The organism is Geothermobacter hydrogeniphilus, from assembly GCF_002093115.1.
In the GTDB taxonomy this organism is placed as follows: domain Bacteria; phylum Desulfobacterota; class Desulfuromonadia; order Desulfuromonadales; family Geothermobacteraceae; genus Geothermobacter_A; species Geothermobacter_A hydrogeniphilus.
Genome location: NZ_NAAD01000002.1, coordinates 212,557 through 234,775 on the forward strand (window position 1 = coordinate 212,557; position 22,219 = coordinate 234,775).

Annotated in this window: 22 protein-coding genes and 1 pseudogene; 8 read left to right on the top strand and 15 right to left on the bottom strand. The window is 57.4% G+C overall.

Annotation, left to right across the window (positions count from 1 at the left end; all coding sequences use genetic code 11):
- Positions 1-605: 605 nt before the first annotated feature.
- From B5V00_RS02855 to B5V00_RS17485, 5 genes and pseudogenes are all read right to left on the bottom strand, one after another.
- The gene (locus tag B5V00_RS02855; protein WP_139800624.1) at positions 606-1,100 is read right to left on the bottom strand and encodes a hypothetical protein; all 495 of its coding nucleotides are present in this window, start codon (positions 1,098-1,100) and stop codon (positions 606-608) included.
- A 501-nt stretch (positions 1,101-1,601) separates the two neighbouring features.
- The gene (gene tnpA / locus B5V00_RS02860) at positions 1,602-2,036 is read right to left on the bottom strand and encodes an IS200/IS605 family transposase (protein ID WP_085009247.1); all 435 of its coding nucleotides are present in this window, start codon (positions 2,034-2,036) and stop codon (positions 1,602-1,604) included.
- Positions 2,037-2,146: 110 nt separating this feature from the next.
- Positions 2,147-3,739, bottom strand: coding sequence for a P-loop ATPase, Sll1717 family (locus tag B5V00_RS02865; RefSeq protein WP_085009248.1), 1,593 nt, complete (start codon positions 3,737-3,739; stop codon positions 2,147-2,149).
- A 201-nt stretch (positions 3,740-3,940) separates the two neighbouring features.
- Positions 3,941-4,048, bottom strand: a pseudogene (locus B5V00_RS17620) (transposase); the annotation flags it as partial.
- 350 nt (positions 4,049-4,398) lie between these two features.
- Complete coding sequence (locus B5V00_RS17485; RefSeq protein WP_281249629.1) at positions 4,399-4,527, bottom strand: hypothetical protein; 129 nt, start codon at positions 4,525-4,527, stop codon at positions 4,399-4,401.
- Here B5V00_RS17485 and B5V00_RS02870 point away from each other — a divergent pair.
- Positions 4,526-5,434 (top strand): hypothetical protein, encoded by a 909-nt coding sequence (locus tag B5V00_RS02870; RefSeq protein ID WP_085009249.1) that lies wholly within the window; start codon positions 4,526-4,528, stop codon positions 5,432-5,434. The two genes, B5V00_RS17485 and B5V00_RS02870, sit on opposite strands and share 2 nt — an antisense overlap.
- 142 nt (positions 5,435-5,576) lie before the next feature.
- Positions 5,577-6,086: a peptidylprolyl isomerase gene (locus tag B5V00_RS02875; RefSeq protein ID WP_085009250.1), complete on the top strand. Its 510-nt coding sequence runs from the start codon at positions 5,577-5,579 to the stop codon at positions 6,084-6,086.
- Positions 6,087-6,438: 352 nt separating this feature from the next.
- Here the strand turns inward: B5V00_RS02875 and B5V00_RS02880 are convergent, their stop codons facing one another.
- Positions 6,439-7,647, bottom strand: a complete 1,209-nt coding sequence (locus B5V00_RS02880) for a class I SAM-dependent rRNA methyltransferase (RefSeq protein WP_085009251.1) — start codon at positions 7,645-7,647, stop codon at positions 6,439-6,441.
- A gap of 73 nt (positions 7,648-7,720) precedes the next feature.
- Here B5V00_RS02880 and B5V00_RS02885 point away from each other — a divergent pair, with 73 nt between their 5' ends.
- Positions 7,721-8,389 (top strand): hypothetical protein, encoded by a 669-nt coding sequence (locus tag B5V00_RS02885; RefSeq protein ID WP_085009252.1) that lies wholly within the window; start codon positions 7,721-7,723, stop codon positions 8,387-8,389.
- 9 nt (positions 8,390-8,398) lie between these two features.
- On the opposite strand, the gene B5V00_RS02890 is transcribed toward B5V00_RS02885, so the two are convergent.
- Positions 8,399-9,385 (bottom strand): permease, encoded by a 987-nt coding sequence (locus B5V00_RS02890; RefSeq protein WP_172399599.1) that lies wholly within the window; start codon positions 9,383-9,385, stop codon positions 8,399-8,401.
- A 345-nt stretch (positions 9,386-9,730) separates the two neighbouring features.
- On the opposite strand from B5V00_RS02890, the gene B5V00_RS02895 reads away from it, so the two are divergent.
- Positions 9,731-10,522 carry a class I SAM-dependent methyltransferase gene (locus B5V00_RS02895; protein ID WP_085009254.1) on the top strand — a complete coding sequence of 264 codons (792 nt, stop codon included), beginning with the start codon at positions 9,731-9,733 and terminating at the stop codon, positions 10,520-10,522.
- 687 nt (positions 10,523-11,209) lie between these two features.
- Here B5V00_RS02895 and B5V00_RS02905 read toward each other — a convergent pair.
- Complete coding sequence (locus B5V00_RS02905; protein ID WP_085009256.1) at positions 11,210-12,523, bottom strand: citrate (Si)-synthase; 1,314 nt, start codon at positions 12,521-12,523, stop codon at positions 11,210-11,212.
- A gap of 415 nt (positions 12,524-12,938) precedes the next feature.
- Between B5V00_RS02905 and dusB the strand changes: the two genes are divergently transcribed.
- From dusB to ntrC, 3 genes are read left to right on the top strand one after another with little or no spacing between them, the layout of a single operon-like run.
- On the top strand, positions 12,939-13,943 hold the full coding sequence (dusB, locus tag B5V00_RS02910; RefSeq protein ID WP_245803899.1) for a tRNA dihydrouridine synthase DusB: 1,005 nt from the start codon (positions 12,939-12,941) through the stop codon (positions 13,941-13,943).
- Entirely contained in the window at positions 13,918-15,027 is a 1,110-nt protein-coding gene (locus tag B5V00_RS02915; protein WP_139800625.1) for a two-component system sensor histidine kinase NtrB, read from the top strand. The genes dusB and B5V00_RS02915 overlap by 26 nt, the downstream gene beginning before the upstream one ends.
- A 38-nt stretch (positions 15,028-15,065) precedes the next feature.
- Positions 15,066-16,499: a nitrogen regulation protein NR(I) gene (ntrC, locus tag B5V00_RS02920; RefSeq protein WP_085009257.1), complete on the top strand. Its 1,434-nt coding sequence runs from the start codon at positions 15,066-15,068 to the stop codon at positions 16,497-16,499.
- 45 nt (positions 16,500-16,544) lie between these two features.
- Here the strand turns inward: ntrC and B5V00_RS02925 are convergent, their stop codons facing one another.
- Entirely contained in the window at positions 16,545-16,754 is a 210-nt protein-coding gene (locus tag B5V00_RS02925; RefSeq protein WP_085009258.1) for a GSU3473 family protein, read from the bottom strand.
- 76 nt (positions 16,755-16,830) lie between these two features.
- On the opposite strand from B5V00_RS02925, the gene B5V00_RS02930 reads away from it, so the two are divergent.
- Positions 16,831-17,358 carry a dihydrofolate reductase gene (locus tag B5V00_RS02930; RefSeq protein ID WP_172399600.1) on the top strand — a complete coding sequence of 176 codons (528 nt, stop codon included), beginning with the start codon at positions 16,831-16,833 and terminating at the stop codon, positions 17,356-17,358.
- Between the two features lie 72 nt (positions 17,359-17,430).
- On the opposite strand, the gene dnaB is transcribed toward B5V00_RS02930, so the two are convergent.
- From dnaB to ychF, 6 genes are all read right to left on the bottom strand, one after another.
- On the bottom strand, positions 17,431-18,798 hold the full coding sequence (dnaB, locus tag B5V00_RS02935; RefSeq protein WP_085009260.1) for a replicative DNA helicase: 1,368 nt from the start codon (positions 18,796-18,798) through the stop codon (positions 17,431-17,433).
- A 53-nt stretch (positions 18,799-18,851) separates the two neighbouring features.
- The gene (gene rplI / locus B5V00_RS02940; RefSeq protein ID WP_085009261.1) at positions 18,852-19,307 is read right to left on the bottom strand and encodes a 50S ribosomal protein L9; all 456 of its coding nucleotides are present in this window, start codon (positions 19,305-19,307) and stop codon (positions 18,852-18,854) included.
- 23 nt (positions 19,308-19,330) lie between these two features.
- Positions 19,331-20,263: a DUF2232 domain-containing protein gene (locus B5V00_RS02945; RefSeq protein ID WP_085009262.1), complete on the bottom strand. Its 933-nt coding sequence runs from the start codon at positions 20,261-20,263 to the stop codon at positions 19,331-19,333.
- Between the two features lie 20 nt (positions 20,264-20,283).
- Positions 20,284-20,556: a 30S ribosomal protein S18 gene (gene rpsR / locus B5V00_RS02950; protein WP_085009263.1), complete on the bottom strand. Its 273-nt coding sequence runs from the start codon at positions 20,554-20,556 to the stop codon at positions 20,284-20,286.
- 29 nt (positions 20,557-20,585) lie between these two features.
- The gene (gene rpsF, locus B5V00_RS02955; protein WP_085009264.1) at positions 20,586-20,972 is read right to left on the bottom strand and encodes a 30S ribosomal protein S6; all 387 of its coding nucleotides are present in this window, start codon (positions 20,970-20,972) and stop codon (positions 20,586-20,588) included.
- Positions 20,973-21,087: 115 nt separating this feature from the next.
- Positions 21,088-22,182 (bottom strand): redox-regulated ATPase YchF, encoded by a 1,095-nt coding sequence (gene ychF / locus B5V00_RS02960; protein ID WP_085009265.1) that lies wholly within the window; start codon positions 22,180-22,182, stop codon positions 21,088-21,090.
- Positions 22,183-22,219: the final 37 nt, after the last annotated feature.

Sequence of the window (22,219 nt, forward strand, 5' to 3'; positions counted from 1 at the left end):
CGCGAGCAGAACGGGGGCCGCGTGATTTCTACTACCAACTGCAGGATGCTTTTTGAGGAATCAGCTCTGCCATTCAGGGTTGACGTGCTCGACTGGCATCGAATCTCACCGGAATTTTGCCGGCATTTGAACGGGGGTAAGAGATTATTGTTGCCGGAAGGGGATGACGAATCCACGATTACGCGCGCTTAGGACAAACTTGCCATCTTGCAATCCTGACACCATAGGTTGTTCTTTTCGCGCGATGGTCCGACAGGACCAGAGCCGGGTTCCGCCCCTTACCCGAGCCCGACACCAACTGGAGAAAGAGAGCCACGCATCCCCTTCCTCTCTTATCCCGCCTGTCTTGAACGGGCCGGCACAAGGGTACGCGCGAGATTCCAGGCGGCAGGGAAGACCAGGTCGCAAAGACCGGCCCCTGCATTTCAGAGCCTCGATATGTTTGGAGCGGAACTGAGTCCGCAACCCGAGAGAATCCAAAGCCGGAGACCGGCGGTCCTCGAAGATCAGTCGCTTGTCAAAGAACGAAAGGGGTTACTCTTTTTCGTTAACGGACTTTTTTATTCTTGACGGCCGGGGGCCTGATAAGTGTTATGCCGATTTTTTTATTGGAAGAATTGTTCAAAAAGCTGTTTCGAGCTCTCCCAAACTGAGGACAAGCTTGTAATGCCACCGAGAACTGTTGATAGTTCAGAGAGTAAAGCTTTAGCGACAGCTGTTTTCCTTTTCTCTTTAGGGGCTACAACTTCTTCTGCAATGGAAGTAATAAGTTCTAAAATCTGATTCTTTTGGTTTGTTGAGATTTCTGCAGATTTTATTATGGCCTCAGACAGCGAGGTAACTGCTGTTGCTATTTCTGGGTTTCCATCCGATTTCAGGATTGTGACTGTCCCATCCATGCTTTGGATTGTCCCTGTATTTAAGACTCCAATTTCGCTATTGGTTACATGGATATTGTTCAATGTCGTTCCTCCAGTGTGAATAATTGTGCGACTTTCTGGATATTTTGGAGACATGTCAGGAAGACCAACCATTGCTGACATGTCTGCTAATAGATAATTGATTTCCCTTTGAAGCATTTCCCGTTGCTGCATCTGCACATTATTCCACCTGATATAACAATCAAGGCAAAGAGGTGCTTGCTGATCTTCTGGACCAACCATATACATTGGTGGCTTGCCACAGTTATAGCACCTCATTTTATTTCCTTTCTTCGGCATAACGAGCCCGTAGAAAAACCCTTCCACAAGAGCAATCCCCGAGCCTGGTTGATTTTTTTCTTTCCGAAATCCGCCCGTCAGGTGTGACCTGTTCAGGCGATAGCCCCTCTCTCCGAACAAGTTGGTTGGAAATTTTACCTTTTTGCAGCCGATTTGCCCCCCCCCTTTTTTCTCTTTTTTGCCTTAAACCGTCCCGAATCGGTGAATCTTGGTCATATTGTGCAGCATGGTCATCATCTGCCACTGGCCGTTGACCTTCTTCTTGCCCCGCAAGTAAAAAACCCCGCCCAGAGGACGGGGCTTTAAGGGCGCCCCCAGAGGGGGCGTTACCGGCAGCCCCCAAAGAGGGCAGCCGGAGCGTTGTTCCCACGTCCAAACGGGTTAAAATTTGAGTTGCTGCTGTTCCACTTTCTTCTCGTGCTGCTCTTGATACCGCACGTAGCGCCTGATCATCTCGGCATCCAAACCGACCGTGTCGACGCAATAGCCGGGCGCCCAAAAATGATTGCCCCAGTAGCGTTTTTTTCGCAACTTGGGATGTTTCTTTAAAATGCGTATCGCCGAACGACCCTTCAGGCGCCCCATCAACTCCGAGATGGAAACCTTCGGCGGCACCATGATGATCAGGTGAACATGGTCTTTCTGAATATTCAGCTCAACGATATCGCAGTGGCTTTGTCCGCTGAATATCCGAATACACGCGCGAACCTCCTGGGCCAACTCGCCTTCCAGAATCCGGAAGCGATATTTCGGTACCCAGACGATGTGATACTGGCAGTGCCAAATGGCATGTGTTAATTTTCGAAAACGACTCATGGCATTCCTTTCTATTCAGGTCGTTGCGGGAACAACATCTGAATATGGTTTGCCATGAGCCCTTTTGGCAAAGCCAAAGGACTCTGACCCCGTCCAGAGGACGGGGGGTTCTACTTCAAACTAAACTCCTGGCCAACGTTGAGTGCCTTGTATAGTCCGTAGAAAATTTGATAATCGCAACCTTCTTTGACTTTCGGATTCATATCCCCATAACTGCGCTGCCTGAAGCACCACCGTATATATGGTTTATCACCAATTGGATATTCTATATAGCTGAGTATGTTCAGGTCATAGAGAAATTGAAGAAAATCACCCGGTGTAGACATGAACTTTGGGACGCTTTCACTGCTCTTTGATATAGATTTATAAAAATTATCGTAGAACGCTAAATATTCGCTGTACGAGAACTTATTTTTCCCATTTAGATGCTTAAAAAATCTAAGAAATAGATTGTACTCTTCTTCACCATAGTAAAAAGTTAGATGATCTTTTACCTCTCCAAGCAAATATTCTGAATATGCACGCTTGAATTCTGCGTTATCAAACTCAGCATACTTTAAGTATTTCTTCTCCTTACCACTTCGCTTTGCAATTTCTTGCAATATAGACAGCATGGTAACTATGTCTCGCGGCCGATAGTACGACCACCTTAGGAAGCTTATAAATGATGAGTGGTGTTCAAATCCTTCCATGAGATTTGGAGTGTCCCACGGAAAATAGTAATCCCAAGCCTCACCTTCTTCGAGAGAATCATCTTGCTGTGACGATAAAAGATGATCAATAACCTTAAAAATATCCGATTTACGATGATTCGTGTACTCGGTTCGCCAATCGAGAAACACTGAGTTATCACGAATCTTGGTATTTTGATTTTGAAGGCCAACTGATTGAAATATATCTGGTCTGATAAGCAAAGTCACTCGCATCCTACCACCACCGCCTTTAACCGTCGGGAAGAAATCATTGTTAACTTCCCAGACTGCATTTGCTAGTCCTTTTATACAGAGCATGTATTCTTCATAAGGTATTGAGGAGGGACGAATGTCTATCCCATCGATAAACAGTAAATGATTTTTTTTCAATCTCGCTTGACGGAATGCATCTTCGAAGCCTTTTTGAATATAGAAAAGATTTGTTTGGAATCTTGCCTCAGAAAAGGTTAGAGTATCCTTTTCTTCTCCTGACACCTTGGCATACTTTGCTATGAGTTCCGCTGCAATTTTGGATTCTTGAACAAATTGCAGCGCCTGAATTATTTCTGGGGAGAAAGCCTTGTGATAGTACTCATCTATGGCTTTTTGTATGGCGCTAATCTTTGTGAAACGCCTCAAGAATTCGATGCCTCCCTCCCTCTCTATTATTTGCTTGGCGAGAAGGAGATAGAGAATAACTTTCCAAATACTGGAGTAATCGGAAAGCCCTAGATGCTTTTCTTTTTTTAATGCAATGAACTTTTGATACTCAGTTTCCCGAATATACCTTAGGCTCGAAAGAGTATCGAGATGGTCATTGTTTGCGAGGTAAACCGCATAAGCAGTCTTTCCCGTGCCTTTCTCGCCAATCAAAAATGAGATAGATGGGTCACATAGACGATCGAGGTTGTGGTTACGGATAAAAACCCTATTTAGCAGAGATTTGTTTTCTCGCCGTCTATAATTCTCAGCATCAGAGAACCCAAGCTCCAGGTCATTGACTACTTTCATTGTCTGATCCCTTTTTTCGTATAACGAGCCCGTAGAAAAACCCTCCCACAAGAGCAATCCCCGAGCCTGGTTAGATTTTTTTCTTTCCGAAAACCGCCCGTCAGGTATGGCCTGTCCAGGCGATAGCCGTCACCTCAGCACGAATTGTCAGAAATCCTACCGTTTATCGGCCGATTTGACTACATTTCCCCTTTTATGGTCTCAAATCATCCCGAATCGATGAATCCTGGTCATGTTGCGCAACATAGTCATCATCTGCCACTGGCCGTTGACCTTCTTCTTGCCCCGCAGGCTGAATCTCTTGATGCCGATGACGTCGGTGATGTGGCCTCAGAGACGGGCCTATAAACACAAAAAGCCGCCCCGGCTGCGTCGACAGCGGGTGCGGCTTTCTGATTCTGGCGCGGATTCCTTCCGCTCATGGTCCCCTCCATTGCCAGCAGATCACTAACACATGGTTGTTTCTAGCATTTTTTGACATCATGAACAAGATGTAATAGATCCTGAATCCACCGACCATTTCAAAAACACCAACAGGGTCACATCTCACTAATCAAAATACGGCCCCCCTCAACCTGCACAAGCAGATCCCGACCCGGCCCAAAACCGTTGCTATTGACCCGAGCGAGTTCGCCGAAGGCGGTGAAATGCAATGCTCATCAGGCAATCTCCGGCAAGCCGCAAAAAGCTGCAATCATTGCTGTTTCTTGACGCCCCGAAACAATAGACTTATTTTCAAAGCAACCACCGTCCCTCAGCCCCGGTTCTTCCCGGAAGGAAGCCGCCATGCGCTTCATCCTGCCGACCCTCACCCTCCTGCTTCTACTGTCCGCCCTCCCCGCCGCGGCCGTGCCGGTGTCCGGCTCACTCGGCGGCGGGTTCGAATACCGGCGCCTGGATCTGCGTTTCGGTGATCTGCGCGGCGAAATCTGCAACCTGCGCCGGACCCCGGTGGATGAGGTGGCGGTGCTGTTTACGGCCGAGGATTTCCGCGGTCGGCCGCTCTGGCGCTCAGTCGTCGACCTGGCCGGAATCGGCGCCGGACGCTGCCGGAGCTTTCTGCGCAGCCCGGACGACTTCAGCCAGCCGTCGCGACTGCGCGGGCAGCTGGTCGCATTCCACCATCAGCCGCTGCTGCCGGTCGGCAATCTCAACCTGCCCTACCGCTTCAACGGCCTGACGGTGCGTGGCGGCCGGCTGACCAGCGAGTTCTGCAACCGCTCCGGCCGCGAACTGACCGAATACGGCCTGAACCTGCTGGCCTTAAGCGGCCACGGCGAGGTGATCTGGCGGGAGAATTTTCCACTGCGGAGGCTGGCCGACGGCGCCTGCACCAGCTTGGGCACCGATCTCGACTCCCGCCGACCGGCCCGCACGATCCTGTTCAACGTCCTGCCCCAGGCCCCGCCCGCACCGCTGCGCAGCGGCGACATTGCTCCCGGGCTGCGCTACGACAGGCTGCGCGTCACCGGTCGGCGGCTGCGCGGACGAATCTGCAACAGCGGCGGCGCTCGCGGCGCCGGGCTGCTCAAGGTCTACGCCCTGCGGGAGAACGGCAGCGAAGCCTGGGCGCAGAGCCTCTACCTGCCGCCGCTTAAAAACGGCGTCTGCCTCACCATCGGCGAAAAGATCCTCGACCAGGCCATCCGCCCGGCCGCCTGGCGGTTCAGACTGGCGGACCTCCAGCAGGAATAACCGCAGCCGTTCATCCTCGACGGACAGAGCGGGCCGTTGCTCTGCGGGACGTGGACAAGCGGGCCGCCGCTGTGGTAGATTCCGGCTTCACGCACCAACCATGTCCGGCCTCCCGGCCGGCAATTTCCTCAAGGAGCAGACAATGTCCGAACAGATATCCCAGGTCCGTTTCGAGACCTCCATGGGAGCCTTCACCCTGGAACTGGATGCCGAAAAGGCCCCCAAGACCGTCGCCAACTTTCTCGCCTATGTCGATGACGGCTTCTTCGCCGGCACCGTTTTTCACCGCGTCATCGACGGCTTCATGATCCAGGGCGGCGGCCTGACGCCGGATCTGAACCAGAAACCGGGCAAACCGCCGATCGAAAACGAAGCCGACAACGGACTGCAGAACAAGCGCGGCACCGTCGCCATGGCGCGGACCAACGATCCGCACAGCGCCACCAGCCAGTTCTTCATCAACGTCGGCGACAACGACTTCCTCGACCACACCGCCAAGAACCCGATGGGCTGGGGCTACTGCGTCTTCGGCCGGGTCAGTGACGGGATGGAGACCATCGATGCCATCCGCCAGGTCGCGACCGGCAACAAGGGGATGCACCAGGATGTCCCGAAGGAGACGATCCTGATCGAAAAGGTCGAGCGGATCTGAAAACAACGGGCCGCGGAATCACAAGATTCCGCGGCCCGTTTTCTTGAGAGGGGGATCGAAAAAAACGTCCCAGGCAACTTTCTACAGTGGATTTTGGAGGGGGACAGTCCCCGTTCGGGGACAGTCCCCATACGAAGAAGCCGACAACGCTTCAGTTGACGGAAAAGAACCGCCCCGACCTGCAACGACAGAGACGCCCAGGTTTATACCTGAACGATACGTTGAAGGGCGAGGGATTTTTCGTCAGATCAAGGCGGAGAGGCAAGCCCCGCGGAGGCGTAGCGGCAGCTACGTCGCACAAGGGGGTTGCCTCTCCAACGCAGAGCTGGCGGAAAAGAACCGCCCCGCACACCTAGTCAGCGACCAGCGTGACGACTTTCAGATACCGCCCCTCCGGAAACCCGACCGGATAGGGGAAATCCCCTCCCTGCCCGCGCTGATCGATCACCTTCAGGTTCCGCCCGGCGTCCAGTCCACCCCGCCGCAGTTCCTTGAGATAGTCGGCAATCTCCATTTTCTGATGATTGGAACAGGCCATCACCAGCCCTCCCGGCTTCAGCACCGCGAGCAGGGCGGCGATGATCTCGGCGGTGCCGCCGCGCGAGGAGAACTTTCCCTTCCGGGTGGTGGAAAAACTCGGCGGGTCGACGAAGACCAGGTCAAAAAGACGATTTTCACGGGCGAGGCGTTTCAGAACCTTGCGGCAGTCCCCGCAGAGCAGCTCATGCTGCTGCGGCGACTGGCCGTTGAGTTCGGCATTGTCGCGGACCCAGTCGAGATAGTGCCGCGAGGCATCGACGCTGGTCACCCCGGCCGCGCCGGCGGCGACGGCGGCCACCGAAAAGGCACCGGTAAAGCAGAACAGGTTGAGGACCTTGCGGTCCCGGCACCAGCGGCCGAAACGGCGCCGGTTGTCGCGCTGATCGAGAAACAGTCCGGTGTGCAGCCCGGCGTTGAGCCGCACCAGGTATCGCAGCCCGTGTTCCCGCACCGTCAGCTTCTCGGGGGCCGGTTTCCCGGCAACCAGTTCAACCAGCTGCTCCTCGCTGCCGAACTGCTGTTTCAGGTTGCGGGTCTGCTGCGGCCGCTGCTTCAGGTAGATGCCGGCCGGACGCCAGGTCTTTTCCAGGGCGGCGAGCAGCGGTTTCAGATACGGCTGCCAGGCGGGGGTGTAGAACTGCACCACCAGCCAGTCCCGGTAGCGGTCCACGGTCAGCCCCGGCAGTCCATCCCCTTCGCCGTTGACCAGCCGGAAAGCGTCGGTGCGGTCGAGATCGAGAAACCTCTCCCGCAGCTGTTCGGCTGCCTGCAGCCGCCGCGAAAACCAGCCCGCTCCGGGATCGACAAGATCCCGATCGAGCAGCCGGGCAACCACCCGCGCGCCGGGTTCCAGCAGCGCCGTCCCGAGCAGTCCACCATCCGGGGCCTGCAGCCGGGCAAGCTGTCCGGGGTGCAGGGACGCGGGCCAGGCGGCGGTGTAACGATCGGCGATCACCCAGGGGTGACCGAGCTGCAGCATGCGCGCTGTTTCCGCTCCAACCTTCAATGTCCTGAGGGCCATGCCCCATCCTCCCGAAAGTTTTTCCTTCCCCGCCGCGGCCGCATGATATAAATCTGCTTTCGAGGAGGGAGCCATGTCCAGATCAGCAAAAACCCGTGCCGAACAGCATATCGAAACCCTGCTGAGCCAACTGCCGCCGGACTCGCCCCGCTACCGGGCCCTGGCGTCGGCACGCGATTTCAAATCATCCTGGGTCAGCCTCGGCGAACAGCTGCAGAGCGTTCGCCGGCATCAGCTGTACAGCGAATGGGGTTATGACAGCTTCGACGACTACTGCCGCCTGGAAATCCGCATCAAGCGTCTGACCGCCCTGAAGCTGACCAACGCCTACCGCTTCCTGGAAAAGCGGGAACCGGAACTTCTCAAGGAGCCGGCCGACAGCGGCACCATCCCCGACTACCGGGCCGTTGACCTGTTGCGGCAGGCCGATGAAGAAGCGGGCTTCGGCGAAGACGATTACCGTCAGCTGCGCGCGGCAGTCATCGAACAGGGCCGCAGTCTACCAACGGTGCAGCGGCAATTCAACCAGGTTGCGCGGGCCGCGGAACCGGCCGCGGCAACCACCCGCCGCAGCCTGCAGTCCGCCCTGGCCGCAATCCGGCGGCTGCAGAACGCCCTGCAGCCCCTGCCGCAGCACGCGGAATTCTGCCGACAGCCGCTGGATCAGCTGGCCCGGCAACTGGAGCAGGAACTCGCGAGCGGAATAGATGAGGATGAAGAAAGTGCCGAACAGACCGGTTGAGAAAAGGACTCAACCGCCGAGCAACCGCCAGCTCAATGCCAGGACCAGGGTGCCGCTGATGCAGATCGCCAGGTAGAGAGCCAGCACCCGTTTCCTGAACATCGAGATGAAGACCCCCATGACCGGCAGAGCGGTCACCGGACCGCCGACCAGCATGGCGATCCCCGGCCCCCTGGCGAGGGGGATGGCCTGGCCCGGATCGGGCAGGAAATAACCGAAGATCATCGAGGCGGCGGTCACCTGCGGCATGTGCAGCGGCAGGGCGGCGAAGGTGATGGTGAAGATCGGGGCGATTCCCTGGCCGGCAAGCAGGCCTTCGATCCAGCCGTTGGGAATGAAGAATCCGGCCAGCACCTCGATCAGCATGCCCAGCAGGGCGAACTTGCCGATCTTGATACTCCCTTCCCAGAACTTGGCGAGAAAAACCAGAAACTTGTTGTGGGTGCAGCGGTCGACCTTGTGCGAGAGCTGCTTGCCGCAATCACAGCGCAACTCTTCCACCGGGTAATCCGGGTCGTGAAAATTACCCTCCGGCAAAGCCTGGCGGAACAGCTCATCATCGCTGAAACCATGGTTGCGCAGCAGCAGGGTCACATAACCGGCAAACAGGCCGAGCAGCACGGCGCAGACCACAACCGTGTTCGCCCAACCGATGCCGAGCATGCCCGACAACATCGCGTAGGACGCCGGACTCATCAGGGGCGATGTGACCAGCAGCGCCATCGCCGGAGCCAGCGGCAGACCGGCCAGCATCAGGGAAATCACCAGCGGCAGGGTGGCGCAGGCACACAACGGACTGATGGTGCCGAGCAGGGTCGCCAGGACAATTGACCAGGCCCCGAAGCGGGTCAGCGCGTGGCGGATTTTGACATGCCATTTCATGGTGCGGATCACGGCCTCGAACAGCACCCCGATCGCCAGATAAGGCAGGATATAGAGAAATTCACGGCCCAGGTCACGACCGATCTCATTCAGGGTCTGGAGCAACTGATCCACGTACGCAAACCTCCTGGCTGGTAGAGTCCCGGGGCAACCACCGCCGCCGAATGAAAACTTTCTGTCGCCGCCACCATCAGGACGGCAGGATTCCGCCGTCTCCACGCATTGCGGGCGGACAACAGCAGCGGCTGACAGTCAAGTAGTCGAGACAAAGCAATTCCCGTTCCTAAACCTCACGCCTGCAGGAACCCGGCAAACGTTTTTTCACCCGGCGAACAACGTTAGGCCGAGCATTTTTACATGTCAGTGCTATAATGTGGAAAATTCAGCCTGAGTGCCGGAGCATTTGTCGCCGGCGCGCCTCACCGGCAAACATCCACCGACTCAGGTTCAGGAGCAGTCATGGCAAAGGATTTCAAAACCAGGGTGCGGGAACAGTTTTCGCGTACCGCGGATGGTTATATTCACGACAAGGGGTTTGCCGGCGGCGCGGACCTGGAAGCGGCCCTCAACCTGCTGCAGCCGGGCAGCGACGACACCCTGCTCGATGTCGCCTGCGGCGGTGGCCACACGGCGATGTTTTTCGCCCCGCATGTCCGCTCGGTGGTCGCTTCCGACCTGACCATGCAGATGCTGAAAAAGGCCCAGGAATTTCTCAGCGAGGAGGGCCGGGTCGACAATGTCACCTTTCGGGAAGCCGATGCCGAGGACCTGCCCTTCCCGGCCGGGTCCTTCACCGCCCTGACCTGCCGCATCGCCCCCCACCATTTCGCCGACGTCCCCCGCGCCCTCAAGGAATTTCACCGGGTGCTGCGCCGTCATGTCGGGCGGATGGTGATCATCGATACGCTGTTGCCGGACGACCCGGAAATCGCCGAATTCTACCAGGCCATGGAACAGATGCGCGACCCGACCCATGTCCGCGCCTACACCGAACCGGAATGGGTGCAGATGGTCAGCGACGCGCTGTTCGATGTCAAGCACACCGCCATCTTTCCCAAGACCCACGACTTCCCCGAGTGGTCCCGCCGTTCCGGCCTTGATGCCGCCGGCGTCAAGCGCCTCAACCAGTTCTTCATCGATGCCCCGGACAAGATCCACGACTATTTCCAGATCGAAACCTTCGCCGGAGAGGTCGAATCCTACACCGACCGCAAGCTGCTGATCTACGCGACCCGGATTGATAAGAAGTAGGTTCAAGGCGCAAGGGGCAAGGCGCAAGGCTCAAGGCTCAAGGCTCAAGGCTCAAGGCTCAAGGCGCAAGGCGCAAGGCGCAAGGCGCAAGGCGCAAGGCGCAAGGTGCAAGGTGCAAGGTTCAAGGTGCAAGGTGCAAGGTGCAAGGTTCAAGGTGCAAGGTTCAAGGTGCAAGGCGCAAGGTTTGAGAGGGGCAAGGACGGAGGTACGAAGTGCGAGAAAAGCGGCTGTCTACCGGCTTCCCGAGCACGTTGAAGGGCGAGGGATTTTTCGTCAAATCAAGGCGCCGGCTGATGAGCGCGGAGGCGTAGCGGCAGCTACGTCGCACAAGCAAAGAGGCCGGCAACGCAGAGTTGGCGGAAAAGAACCGCCCCGCGCACCAATGAGCGCGGGGGCGTAGCGGCAGCTATATCGCACAAGCGAAGAAGCCGGCAACACAGAGTTGGTGGAAAAGAACCGCCCCGACCTGCGGTGACAGAGACGCTCAGGCCTATACCTGAACGATACGTTGAAGGGCGAGGGATTTTTCGTCAGATCAAGGCGGAGTGGCAAGCCCCGCGGAGGCGTAGCGGCAGCTACGTCGCACAAGGGGGTTGCCACTCCAACGCAGAGTTGGCGGAAAAGACGCCCCGCGCACACAAAAAAAGGGATGCCTTGCGGCATCCCTTTTTTGTGCGCATATCAACCTTACTTGATGCCTGCAGCGTCTTCCAGCATCGCCGTGGTAACCGACTTCGGACGCTCGATGGCGTAACCGAGAGCGCGGTCCCAGGTGATGTTGGCGAGGCAGCCGATGGCACGACCGACACCGAACAGGACAGTGTAGAAGTCGTACTCGGTGACACCGTAGTACCACTGGATGACGCCGGACTGGGCATCGACGTTCGGCCAGGGGTTCTTGGCCTTGCCGTGCTCCTGCAGAACACCCGGAGCCACTTCGTAGATCATGCTGACCAGCTTGAACAGCGGGTAGTCCTTGAGACCTTCGGTCTTGAGGCAGAACTCACGCTGCGAGCTGTAGCGCGGATCGGTCTTGCGCAGCACGGCATGACCGTAGCCGGGGATGACCTGACCGCTGTTGAGAGTGTCCCAGAGGGCTTTTTCCAGCTGCTCCTTGGTCGGCACTTCGCCGCCGAGCTTGGCCATGAAGTCCTGGGTCCAGCCGAGGACTTCCTGGTTGGCGAGACCGTGCAGCGGGCCGGCCAGGCCGTTGAGTCCGGCGCTGTAGGAGTAGTAGGCATCGGAGAGAGCCGAAGCGACCAGATGGGTGGTGTGCGCCGAAACATTGCCCGACTCATGGTCGGAATGGAGGATGAAGTACATCCGCGCAACATCATCGTACGGAGCATCAACACCCATCATGCGGGCGAAGTTGCCGCCCATGTCGAGGTTCGGGTCGGCATCGATATGGGTGTCGCCCTTGTACTTCATGCGATAGATGTAAGCGGCGATCGGAGCGAGTTTCGCCATCAGGTTGGTGGCGTCCTCGTACATGTCCTCCCAGCAGGTCATCTTGTTGAACTTGCCTTCGCGGTAGTTTTTGGCGAAGATCGAGTCACGCTGCATGGCCAGCACGGCCGTGGAGAACATGGTCATCGGATGGGAGTCACGCGGCATGGCGCGCAGCACGTCGATGACATACTCGGGAACCTGGGAACGCTTCTTCCAGTCCTCAACCACTTCGAGGGTCTGCTCCATGGTCGGCACGTCGCCGGTCATCAGCATGTACCAGAATCCCTCGACATAGGGATAATCGGAACCCGGAACCTTCGGCAGAGCGGCGAAGGTCTCGGGGATGGTCTTGCCACGGAAACGGATGCCTTCCATCGGGTCAAGATAGGAAATGTCGGTCACCAGGCACTTGACACCGCGGGCGCCGCCGATCGCCTGGGCAATGGTGACCTCACCGAGACTGACATCACCGCATTCCTTGATCAGCTTGACGGTACGCGGACGATGCTCATCGATCTTCTTGCGCAGGACTTCTTTCAACGTGGACATACTCTCTCTCCTTTGCAGATGTGAATGCTGTGGGAAAAATCCCACCAAACGAAACTGCCCCTTTATCCTTGAGTTGCCACCCCTCACTCTGCCCTGCGAATCGCCGGGAAAGAGGGGTTCGATAACCATAACAAAAAGAAAAGCCCTGACAAGGGAGCCTGCAGGAGCAGGCAGGTCGGCAAACCTTGTCTGGTGGCAAATTCCAAATATCGTTTTAGCAACCCGATGAGGAGATGTCAAGAAAATTTGTATACAGTATCCGGTCTTTCCCCACTGGACTCACCCCCCCGACCACGCTCCCGAAAAGACGAATACGGGCTCCTGCCAGTCCGCACGACGCCGACGAAACGATCTCGGTCAGAGAGCAGTTTAGGCCTTGCTTTCTTTCGGCCTCATGCTAAAATGCGTAAAAATTGTGCAATATAAAAATTTCAACATAGCGTCCCTGAAGCTGGCCAATCCGGTTCTGCTGGCGCCCATGGCCGGCATAAGCAATCTGCCCTATCGCCGCATCATGAAGGAATTCGGCGCGGCCCTGGTTTTCAGCGAGATGGTCAGCGCCAATGGCCTGATCCGCGATGGACGACGGACCCTGGAACTGGTTCGCTCCTGCGCCGCGGAGAAACCCCTGGGCATTCAGCTTTTCGGTTCCGAACCGGGCGTCCTCGCCGCAAGCGTCCGCCACCTGGAAGGCGCCGGCGACCTGATCGACCTCAACCTCGGATGCCCGGTCAACAAGGTCGTGCGCAGCGGAGCGGGAAGTGCCCTGTTGCGCGATCCCAACCTGGTCGCGAAGCTGATAGGTGCCCTGCGCAAGGCCACCGACAAGCCGCTGACGGTTAAAATACGTTCCGGCTGGGACCGCCGGAGTATCAACTACCTGGACATCGGACGGATTGCCGAGGATTGCGGAGCCGACGCGGTGACCCTGCATCCGCGCACCCGGGCCGAAGGCTTTTCCGGCAGCGCCGACTGGGAGCAGATCGGCCGGTTGAAACAGGCGCTCGGCATCCCGGTGATCGGCAGCGGCGACATTTTCAACGCCGACGACGCCCTGCGCATGCTGCAAACCACCGGCTGCGACGGCATCATGATCGGCCGCGGCGGGTACGGCAATCCCTGGCTGATCCGCAACATCCTGGACCGCCTGGCCGGACAGCCCGAACGCCCTCCGTCCGCCACCGAAAAGCTCCGGGTGGCGGAACGGCATCTCCGCTTCATGGAAGAGGATATCGGTGCCGGAAAAACGTTGTTTGAAATGCGCAAGCATCTCTGCTGGTACTCCAGAGGCATGGCCGACGCCGCCCATTTTCGCCAGGTTGTCAACCATGCCACATCACTGGAGCAGATGCGCAGCCTGATGCGAAACTTTTTCGCCCGGAATGAGAACCAGGATGCAGGACATCATCCCGCCACGTGAAGCCCAGCTCTATCGCCAGATTCTGGAGAATGTCGACCGGGCGGTCATCGCCGTCGACCGCGGAGGACTGATCACGCTCTTCAATCCGACTGCCCAGTCCTATACCGGCCTTTCCGAGAAACAGGCCCGCGGCCGCTCCTTCAGGAAACTGTTCGCCGGCCAGCCGCGGCTGCTGGAACTGGTCGATGAAACCGAACGGAAAGGACGGGCCATCTCCGACCCGGAGAATGTCCACCTGCTGCGACCGATGGCAGACCCGCTGCCGGTGAGCGTGTCGGCCTGCCCGCTGCTCGACGCCGCCGGTGCCCAGGAGGGAGTGGTGCTGCTGATCCACGACCTGACCCGCATCCGTGAACTCGAGGATGCCGTCCATCGCGCCGACCGCCTGAGCATGCTCGGCACCCTGGCCGCCGGTCTGGCCCACGAGATCAAGAACCCTCTGGGCGGCATCAAGGGGGCGGCGCAGTTGCTGGCCATGGAACTTGATGACAACAACCTGGTTGCCGAATACACCCAGGTGATGGTTCGCGAAGCCGACCGTGTCAACGGCATCATTGAGGAATTGATGGACCTGGCCAACCCGCGGCCGGCGGAATGGTCAGAGGTCGACCTGACGAGAATTCTGAACGATATCGTCCTGTTTCAGAAGGAGGCCTATCGCGGGCAGGATATCGAGTTCAGCCTGGCCCTCGATCCCAGCATTCCCCCGCTCAGCGGCGACGAGAATCTGCTGACCAGGCTGTTTCTCAACCTGATCAAGAATGCCGCCGAAGCCGTGACGCGAGAGGGGCGGATCGAAATCCGATCACGCATCAGTGGTGATGTCCACCTGACCCGACCCGGCACCCGTCCGGTCCCCTTCGTCGAGGTGGACATTATCGACAATGGCTGCGGCATACAACGTGAACATCTGGAACAGGTTTTCACGCCTTTCTTTACCAGCAAAACAACCGGCAGCGGGCTCGGGCTGTCGATCTGTCAAAAAATTGTGACCGAGCATCAGGGATTCATGAAGGTCAGCAGCACTCCCGGTGAGGGAACCCGGATACGAGTGGCCCTGCCCTTTATCCGCAGGCGCAGCTGAGTTGCAGCAGATGCCTTTTTCAGGAGGGGTTCGTACCCATGTCCATCCGTAGAATTCTGGTCGCCGACGACGAAGACTCTATCCGCTGGGTGCTGTCGAAAGCACTTGGGAAACAAGGGCACAAAGTTGACCTTGCCGCCGATGGGGATGAAGCCCTGCAACTGTTTCGTCGCAACCAATATGACCTGGCCATCCTTGACATCAAAATGCCGAAACCGACCGGCCTGGAACTGCTCGATCTGTTTCAGCAGGAGAGACCGGAGATGCTGGTCATCATCATGACCGCCGAATCCTCGATGAAGAATGCCGTCGAGGCGATGAAACGCGGAGCCTACGACTACCTGACCAAACCCTTTGATCTCGATGAGCTGGATGCCATCATCCTCAAGGCCGGCAAGGCAACCGCCATCAGTGACCAGGTCACCCTGCTCAAGGATGAATTGAAAGAGCATTACCAGTTTGAACGCAATATCATCGGCAACAGCCAGCCGATGCAGGAGGTCTACAAGCAACTGGGTCGCATCGCCCCCTCGGATATCACCGTACTGATCACCGGCGAATCAGGAACCGGCAAGGAACTCGTCGCCCGCGCCATCCACTTCAACAGTCCCCGGCTGGGAAAACCTTTTCTTGCCATCAACTGTGCCGCCATCCCCCGGGACCTGCTTGAAAGCGAACTGTTCGGCCACGAAAAAGGGGCCTTTACCGGGGCCACCGAGCGCAAGGCCGGCAAGTTTGAACAAGCTGACGGCGGGACCCTGTTTCTCGACGAAATCGGCGACATGTCCCTCGACCTTCAGGCCAAACTGCTCAGGGTTCTGCAGGAAAAGGAGCTCACCCGCACCGGCGGCAGCCAGACCCTCCAGGTCAATGTGCGCATTGTCGCCGCCACCAACCAGGATCTGAAACGCAAGGTTGCCGACAAGGAATTTCGTGAAGACCTCTTTTACCGCCTCAACGTGATGCCGCTTGAACTTCCACCGTTGCGCGAACGCCGCGAGGACATTCCGTTATTAGCCCGGTATTTCCTGCAGAAAGCCCGGGATGACCTGCACGTCTCCACCCGGGGCATCAGCGACGAAGCCCTGAACCTGTTGCAGAAACACGCCTGGCCGGGCAATGTCCGGGAGTTGGAAAACACCATCCAGCGCGCCGCCCTGCTGTCTCCCGACCAGTTCCTCACCCCCGCCGATTTCGTCAGTCTCGGCAACGAAATCAGCAGGCAGGAGAATGACAATTCACTGGAGGCACTGGTTCACAACAAGCTCAGCGCCTCACTGGCCCAGATGGATGTCAATGAACTGGACAACCTCTACGAAATGGTGCTGCACCAGATGGAACGTCCCCTGATTCAGATTGTGCTTGGGAAAACCCGCGGCAACCAGGTACGCACTGCGGAAATCCTGGGGATCAACCGAAACACTCTGCGCAAAAAGATCAAGACCCTCGGTATCAACATCAGCAGGGATTGAACAATCCCGGCCCGGCGCAACAGTGATGCGATATCGACCCGGCGCCTACTGCAGTCCGGTTGTGTTGCGGAGAGCGGCCCGTCTTTCGGGGAAGGAATAAACGCGGCGACGACCGCGCAACGGGCCGGTCGCGACATCGACCCAGCCTTCGGCACGCCGAAAACGACTGATGGCGGCCTTTTCCAACAGTTGGTCGAGAATGGCCGGTTTGACAAAATCATGGCGGCCATCGAGATAAACAACAGGGATCATCATTTCCCACCTCCTGCCGGGGTCACCTGACACCATAGTGAGCTTTAACTAATTTGTAACCGACTTTATGACAAAGTCAATGAACACAAATAAAAAGAGCGTTGTCGGTCAGTCCGCGAAATCGACCACAGACGGCAGGACTCCCGCCCTGACCCTGGTGGCGGCCATGACTGACGACGGGGTTATCGGCCGACGAGGGGAGATGCCCTGGCGGCTGCCCGCCGAACTGCAGCTGTTTCGGCAGCTGACCATGGGCGGGACCCTGATCATGGGCCGAAAAACCTTTACATCCCTGCCCGCCCCCCTGCCCGGCCGGATCAACCTTGTCGTCAGTCGGCATCTGCAAACGGCCCCGGGGCGCACGATCTGCAGCTCTCTGCAGACCGCGCTGCAACTGGCCGCAACCCTGCCGAGACCTGTTTTCATCGTCGGTGGCGCGCAACTGTACCGACAGGCACTGCCGCGCTGCGGGAAAATGGTTCTCAGCTGGATTGAAGGACAGCCGCAGGGCGATACCTTCTTTCCGGCAATCGAATGGTCAGAATGGGAAATCGAACGGGAAGAGAGTTATTCGGGCTTCAGGCGTTGTTTCTACTGCCGGGTCTGAACAGATGCCTTCAGCCGGATGAAAAGACCATCCTCCACCTGAAAACATGCCGCTCGATGCCGCCGGCATCGATCAGAATCCGTCATCACGGCGAGCCTGGTTTTCAAAACGGGTGTACATCCCGCGGAAAGTCAGGTTGACGGTGCCGATCGGACCGTTACGCTGCTTGCCGATAATGATTTCGGCGTCCATATCATGCCCCTTGTCGCAGGTCTTGTCCTTGTTGCGACACTCCTCGCAATAGACCGCCTCGCGATAGACGAACATGATCACGTCAGCATCCTGCTCAATGGCACCCGACTCACGCAGGTCGGCCATGATCGGCCGTTTGTCGGTACGATTTTCCAGTGAACGGTTAAGCTGCGACAAGGCCATCACCGGCACATCGAGTTCCTTGGCCAGGGCCTTGAGGGAGCGGGAAATTTCAGAAATTTCCTGTTGACGGCTTTCCTGATTGGAGCCCTGCATCAACTGCAGGTAGTCGACCACAATCAACCCGAGTCCGCGTTCAGCCTTCAGACGCCGGGCCTTGGCGCGCAGTTCAAGAACTGAAATCGCCGGAGTATCATCGATATAGACCGGCGCCTCCGCCAACAGACCGGCACCGGTAGTCAACTTCGGCCAGTCCGATTCACCGAGATTGCCGGTTCGCAGGCGGCTGGCATCAACCCGCGACAACGAGCAGAGCATACGCTGAACCAGCTGTTCCTTGCCCATTTCGAGGGAGAAGACCACAGTCGGCACCGGTTCCTTATGATGCACGGCGGCGTTCTCGACGATGTTGAGACAGAAGGCGGTCTTACCCATCGACGGCCGCCCGGCGAGAATGATCAGGTCGCCGCCCTGCAGGCCGGCGGTCTTTTCATCCAGGTCGGTAAACCCGGTGGGAACCCCGGTAACCATCTCCTTGCGGTCATAGAGCTTCTCAATCGCCTTGAAGGTATCCTTGAGAATTTCCTTGGCCGAGAAATAGGATTGCTGGGTCTTCATCCCGGTGATCTCGAAGATTGATTTCTCAGCCCAGTCGAGAGCCTGTTCGACATCCCCGCCCTCATACCCCCGCGTAGCGATCTCGGTGGCGGTGCTGATCAACCGGCGGGAAATCGCCTTTTCTTTCACCAGTTTGCAGTAATAGGAAATATTGGCGGCGGTCGGAACATAATCGACCAGGGCCGCCAGATAGGCATTGCCGCCGACGGCATCGAGTTCACTTCTGCGGTCAAGCTCGGCCGTCAGGGTGACAAGATCGGCGGGTTCACCTTTTTCGGAGAGGTTCACCAGGGCGGTGAAAATCTTGCGATGACTTTCCTTGTAGAAATCATCGGCGGAGAGCAACTCAAGCGCCTTGTTGAGAGCCTTGTTCTCAAGCAGAATCCCGCCGAGAATCGACATTTCCGCTTCCAGGCTCTGGGGCGGCAGGCGATGAATGCTGTCGGTCATCCGACCCCCGGGATCAATACCGGCCGGGGAAGAACCCCCGGCCGGCAGGATGGTTATTCACCTTCAGACTCGGCAACAACAGTCAGCTTGATGGTGGCGGTGACACCGGCATCGAGCTTGACGGCGATTTCAAAATCGCCCAGCTGCTTGATCGGTTCATCAAGCTGGATTTTCTTCCGATCCAGTTCAATGCCCTTCTCGGCCAGTTTGGCCTCGATCTCCATGCCGGTGACGGCACCGTAAAGCTTGCCTTCTTCGCCGGCCTTGTGGGCAACCTCGATGCGGTTCGCTTCGATCTTGCCCTTGAGAACCTCGGCAGCCTGGACAACGCGTTGGAATTTACGCTCGGCCTGGCGCTTCTGGTGCTCAAACTCCTTGATGTTACGGCTGTTGGCGATGACGGCCATCCCCTGGGGGACAAGGTAATTACGACCATACCCGGGTTTCACCTTGACCAGATCACCAATATTGCCGAGACCATCAACATTTTCGGTAAGAATGATTTCCATCGGTCTCCTCCAAATTCTTTCTATCAGTCAGATTTCTTTTGCCTTGGTTTACGAAAATCGGCCCACATATCGAAAACCCCGATTCCGGTCACGATAATCGGCAACGGGTTCAGTACCGCAATCAACAGGTAACCGAAGCCACGTATGAAGGAAGGGATTTCCTTCCGGCCGAAAAAGAAGCTGACTACCGCCAGCCCCTGCAGAAAATAAATCGGCAGCAGCAGAACCAGGCCGTTCAGGGCCACAAGTCGGACCGCACCTTCACCGAACACGACCCCGAACCCGGCCAGGATCAAGGGCCAGATCAATATTTCCGGGGCCTTCCAGCCTGAAAGCGGAGCTCCGGGTATCCGGTATTCACCACGCGCCAGCCGCCCGAGAAATACCACCTGCAAACCCAGCATGATGGCGGTCACCAGAGCGATCCAGGCAGGAAAAGTCCCCTTTAAAAAGGTGCCCATCTGCTGTATCGCCGATCGAAACGACTCGGCCTGTTCAGCATTGAGATTCCCCTGGTCGGCGAGTTTCAGGGCGCTTGTCACCTCACCCTGGAGATACTGATCCACCATTGATGGAAGTGAGACGCCGGATTGTTGACTGTAGATCAGCAACGTCACCGAAGCCAGCGAAACCAGACCGAGAGTACCGTACAACAGAACCCGGTCCCAGGGGACTCCCTGGCGGAGCAGGCCGGCGACGATCATTGCCGGCAAGGCGAACTGGGCGGCAAAGGCGAACATGGCACTCAGGCCGCCGAGCATCTGCATCCCGCCACAGGCCAGCAATGCCGAGCCGCAGCCGATCAGCATCCCGCGCCTCATCGCCACATAAGCAAGCGGCACCGGCACCAGAAAACTGAGCAGCATTCCCAGAACCCCGAACTGCCCCGCGAGCAATTGCAGCAACAGGCTGCCGAGAGTACCGATCAGCAGAAACCGCAGGTTGTCCCTCTTCATGCGGTTCGTTACAATCCCCGCTAGTCTTTCAGAGAATGACTGGAGGTAAAGGGCAGCAACGCGATATTACGGGCACGCTTGATGGCAGCGGTCAGTTTACGCTGATGCGTGGCGCAGTTGCCGGAAATCCTCCGCGGGACAATTTTCCCGCGCTCGGAAAGAAAATATTTCAGGGTGTCGATATTTTTATATTCGATGGTCAGGCTCTTGTCAGCACAGAACCGACAACCCTTACGCCGGGAATAACGCCGCCGCGGGCCACCGCCACCAGTGGATCGTCTCTGAAATGCCATGGTATCTCTCCTTCGTCTCTGTTTGGGTGTCAGGCAGTCGCTTCGCCTTCAGCGGTTTCGGTTTCAGCAACCGGCGATGCGGTCTCTTCTTCGGACTCTTCGGCAACCGGCTCGGCAGGAGCCTGGTAGCCCTTTTCAAGCTGAACAGTCTGAAATTTGAGAACCGAATCCTCGATCCGCAAACGTCGCTCAAATTCGGCGATGGCGGCGGCGGGAGCCTGATAGATGTACAGGACGAAGGTCCCACGGGGTTGTTTCCTGACCAGGTAGGCCAGCTTTCGTGAGCCCCAGTTGTCGATGTTGAGGATCTCGGCCTGTTCACCCTCGAGATACCCTTTGAGCTTGTCGATCTGGGCGGTCAGCTCATCCCCGATCAGATCAGGGTGCAGAATGACCACTGTTTCGTAGGTACGCATAACGTTCCTCCTCATGAGTTGTGAGCCCCGGTCAGCCGGAGCAAGGAGCTTTCACGTCGGACCACCCGACGTAAAAGGGAATTTTTAGCACAGGTCGGCGGAAAAAGGCAAGACATCAGACGTTGAATCGAAAATGCATGACGTCACCGTCCTGCACCACGTAGTCCTTGCCTTCCAGACGCATCAGCCCCTGGTCCTTGGCGCCGGCTTCACCGCGGGCACTGATGAAGGCCTCATAGGCAATGACTTCCGCACGAATAAACCCTTTTTCAAAATCGGTATGAATCACGCCGGCCGCCTGCGGGGCCCGGGCACCGTCGACAACCGTCCAGGCACGCACTTCCTGCACGCCGGCAGTGAAGTAGGTGATCAGCCCGAGCAGCCGGTAACCGGCATGAATCATCCGGTCGAGCCCGGATTCGTCAAGACCCAGTGCCTGCAGAAACTCAACCTTTTCTCCGCCGTCGAGTTCTGCGATTTCGGCCTCGATCTTGCCGCAGAGAATGACCAGTTCGGAGCCTTCCGCCGCAACATGTTTGCGGAGTTGTTCGACATAGTCATTGCCGTCGGGGAGGTCATCCTCGGCCACATTGGCGACATAGAGGACCGGCTTGGCGGTAATCAGGAAAAGATCCCGCAGCAGGGCCAGTTCCTCGGGTTCCAGCCCGGCCGCACGAACCGGCTTGCCATCGTTGAGGACCTCTTCGACACGCTGCAGAACAGACAATTCGGCCTGAGCCGACTTATCACCGCTTCTGGCCAGTTTTTCGATCCTCTGGATGCGTTTGCCGAGGGTCGCCAGGTCCGCCAGGTTGAGTTCGGTCTGGATCACCTCAACATCCCGCAACGGGTCAACGCTGCCGTCGACATGGACCACGTTGTCGTCTTCGAAGCAGCGAACGACATGAGCGATGGCATCGACCTGGCGAATATGACCAAGAAACTGGTTTCCCAGACCTTCCCCGGTGCTGGCCCCCCGAACCAGGCCGGCAATATCGACGAACTCGATGGCGGTCGGCAGCACTCTTTTCGGCTGGACGATCTCCGCCAGAGCGTCAAGGCGCTCATCCGGGACGGAAACAACCCCGACATTCGGTTCAATGGTGCAGAAGGGATAATTGGCGGCCTCAGCACCGGCCGAGGTGATGGCATTGAAGATGGTCGACTTGCCGACATTCGGCAGACCGACGATACCGCATTTAAAGCCCATAGTTTTTTTCGTCCGCAAACAGATAGCCGGGGCGCAG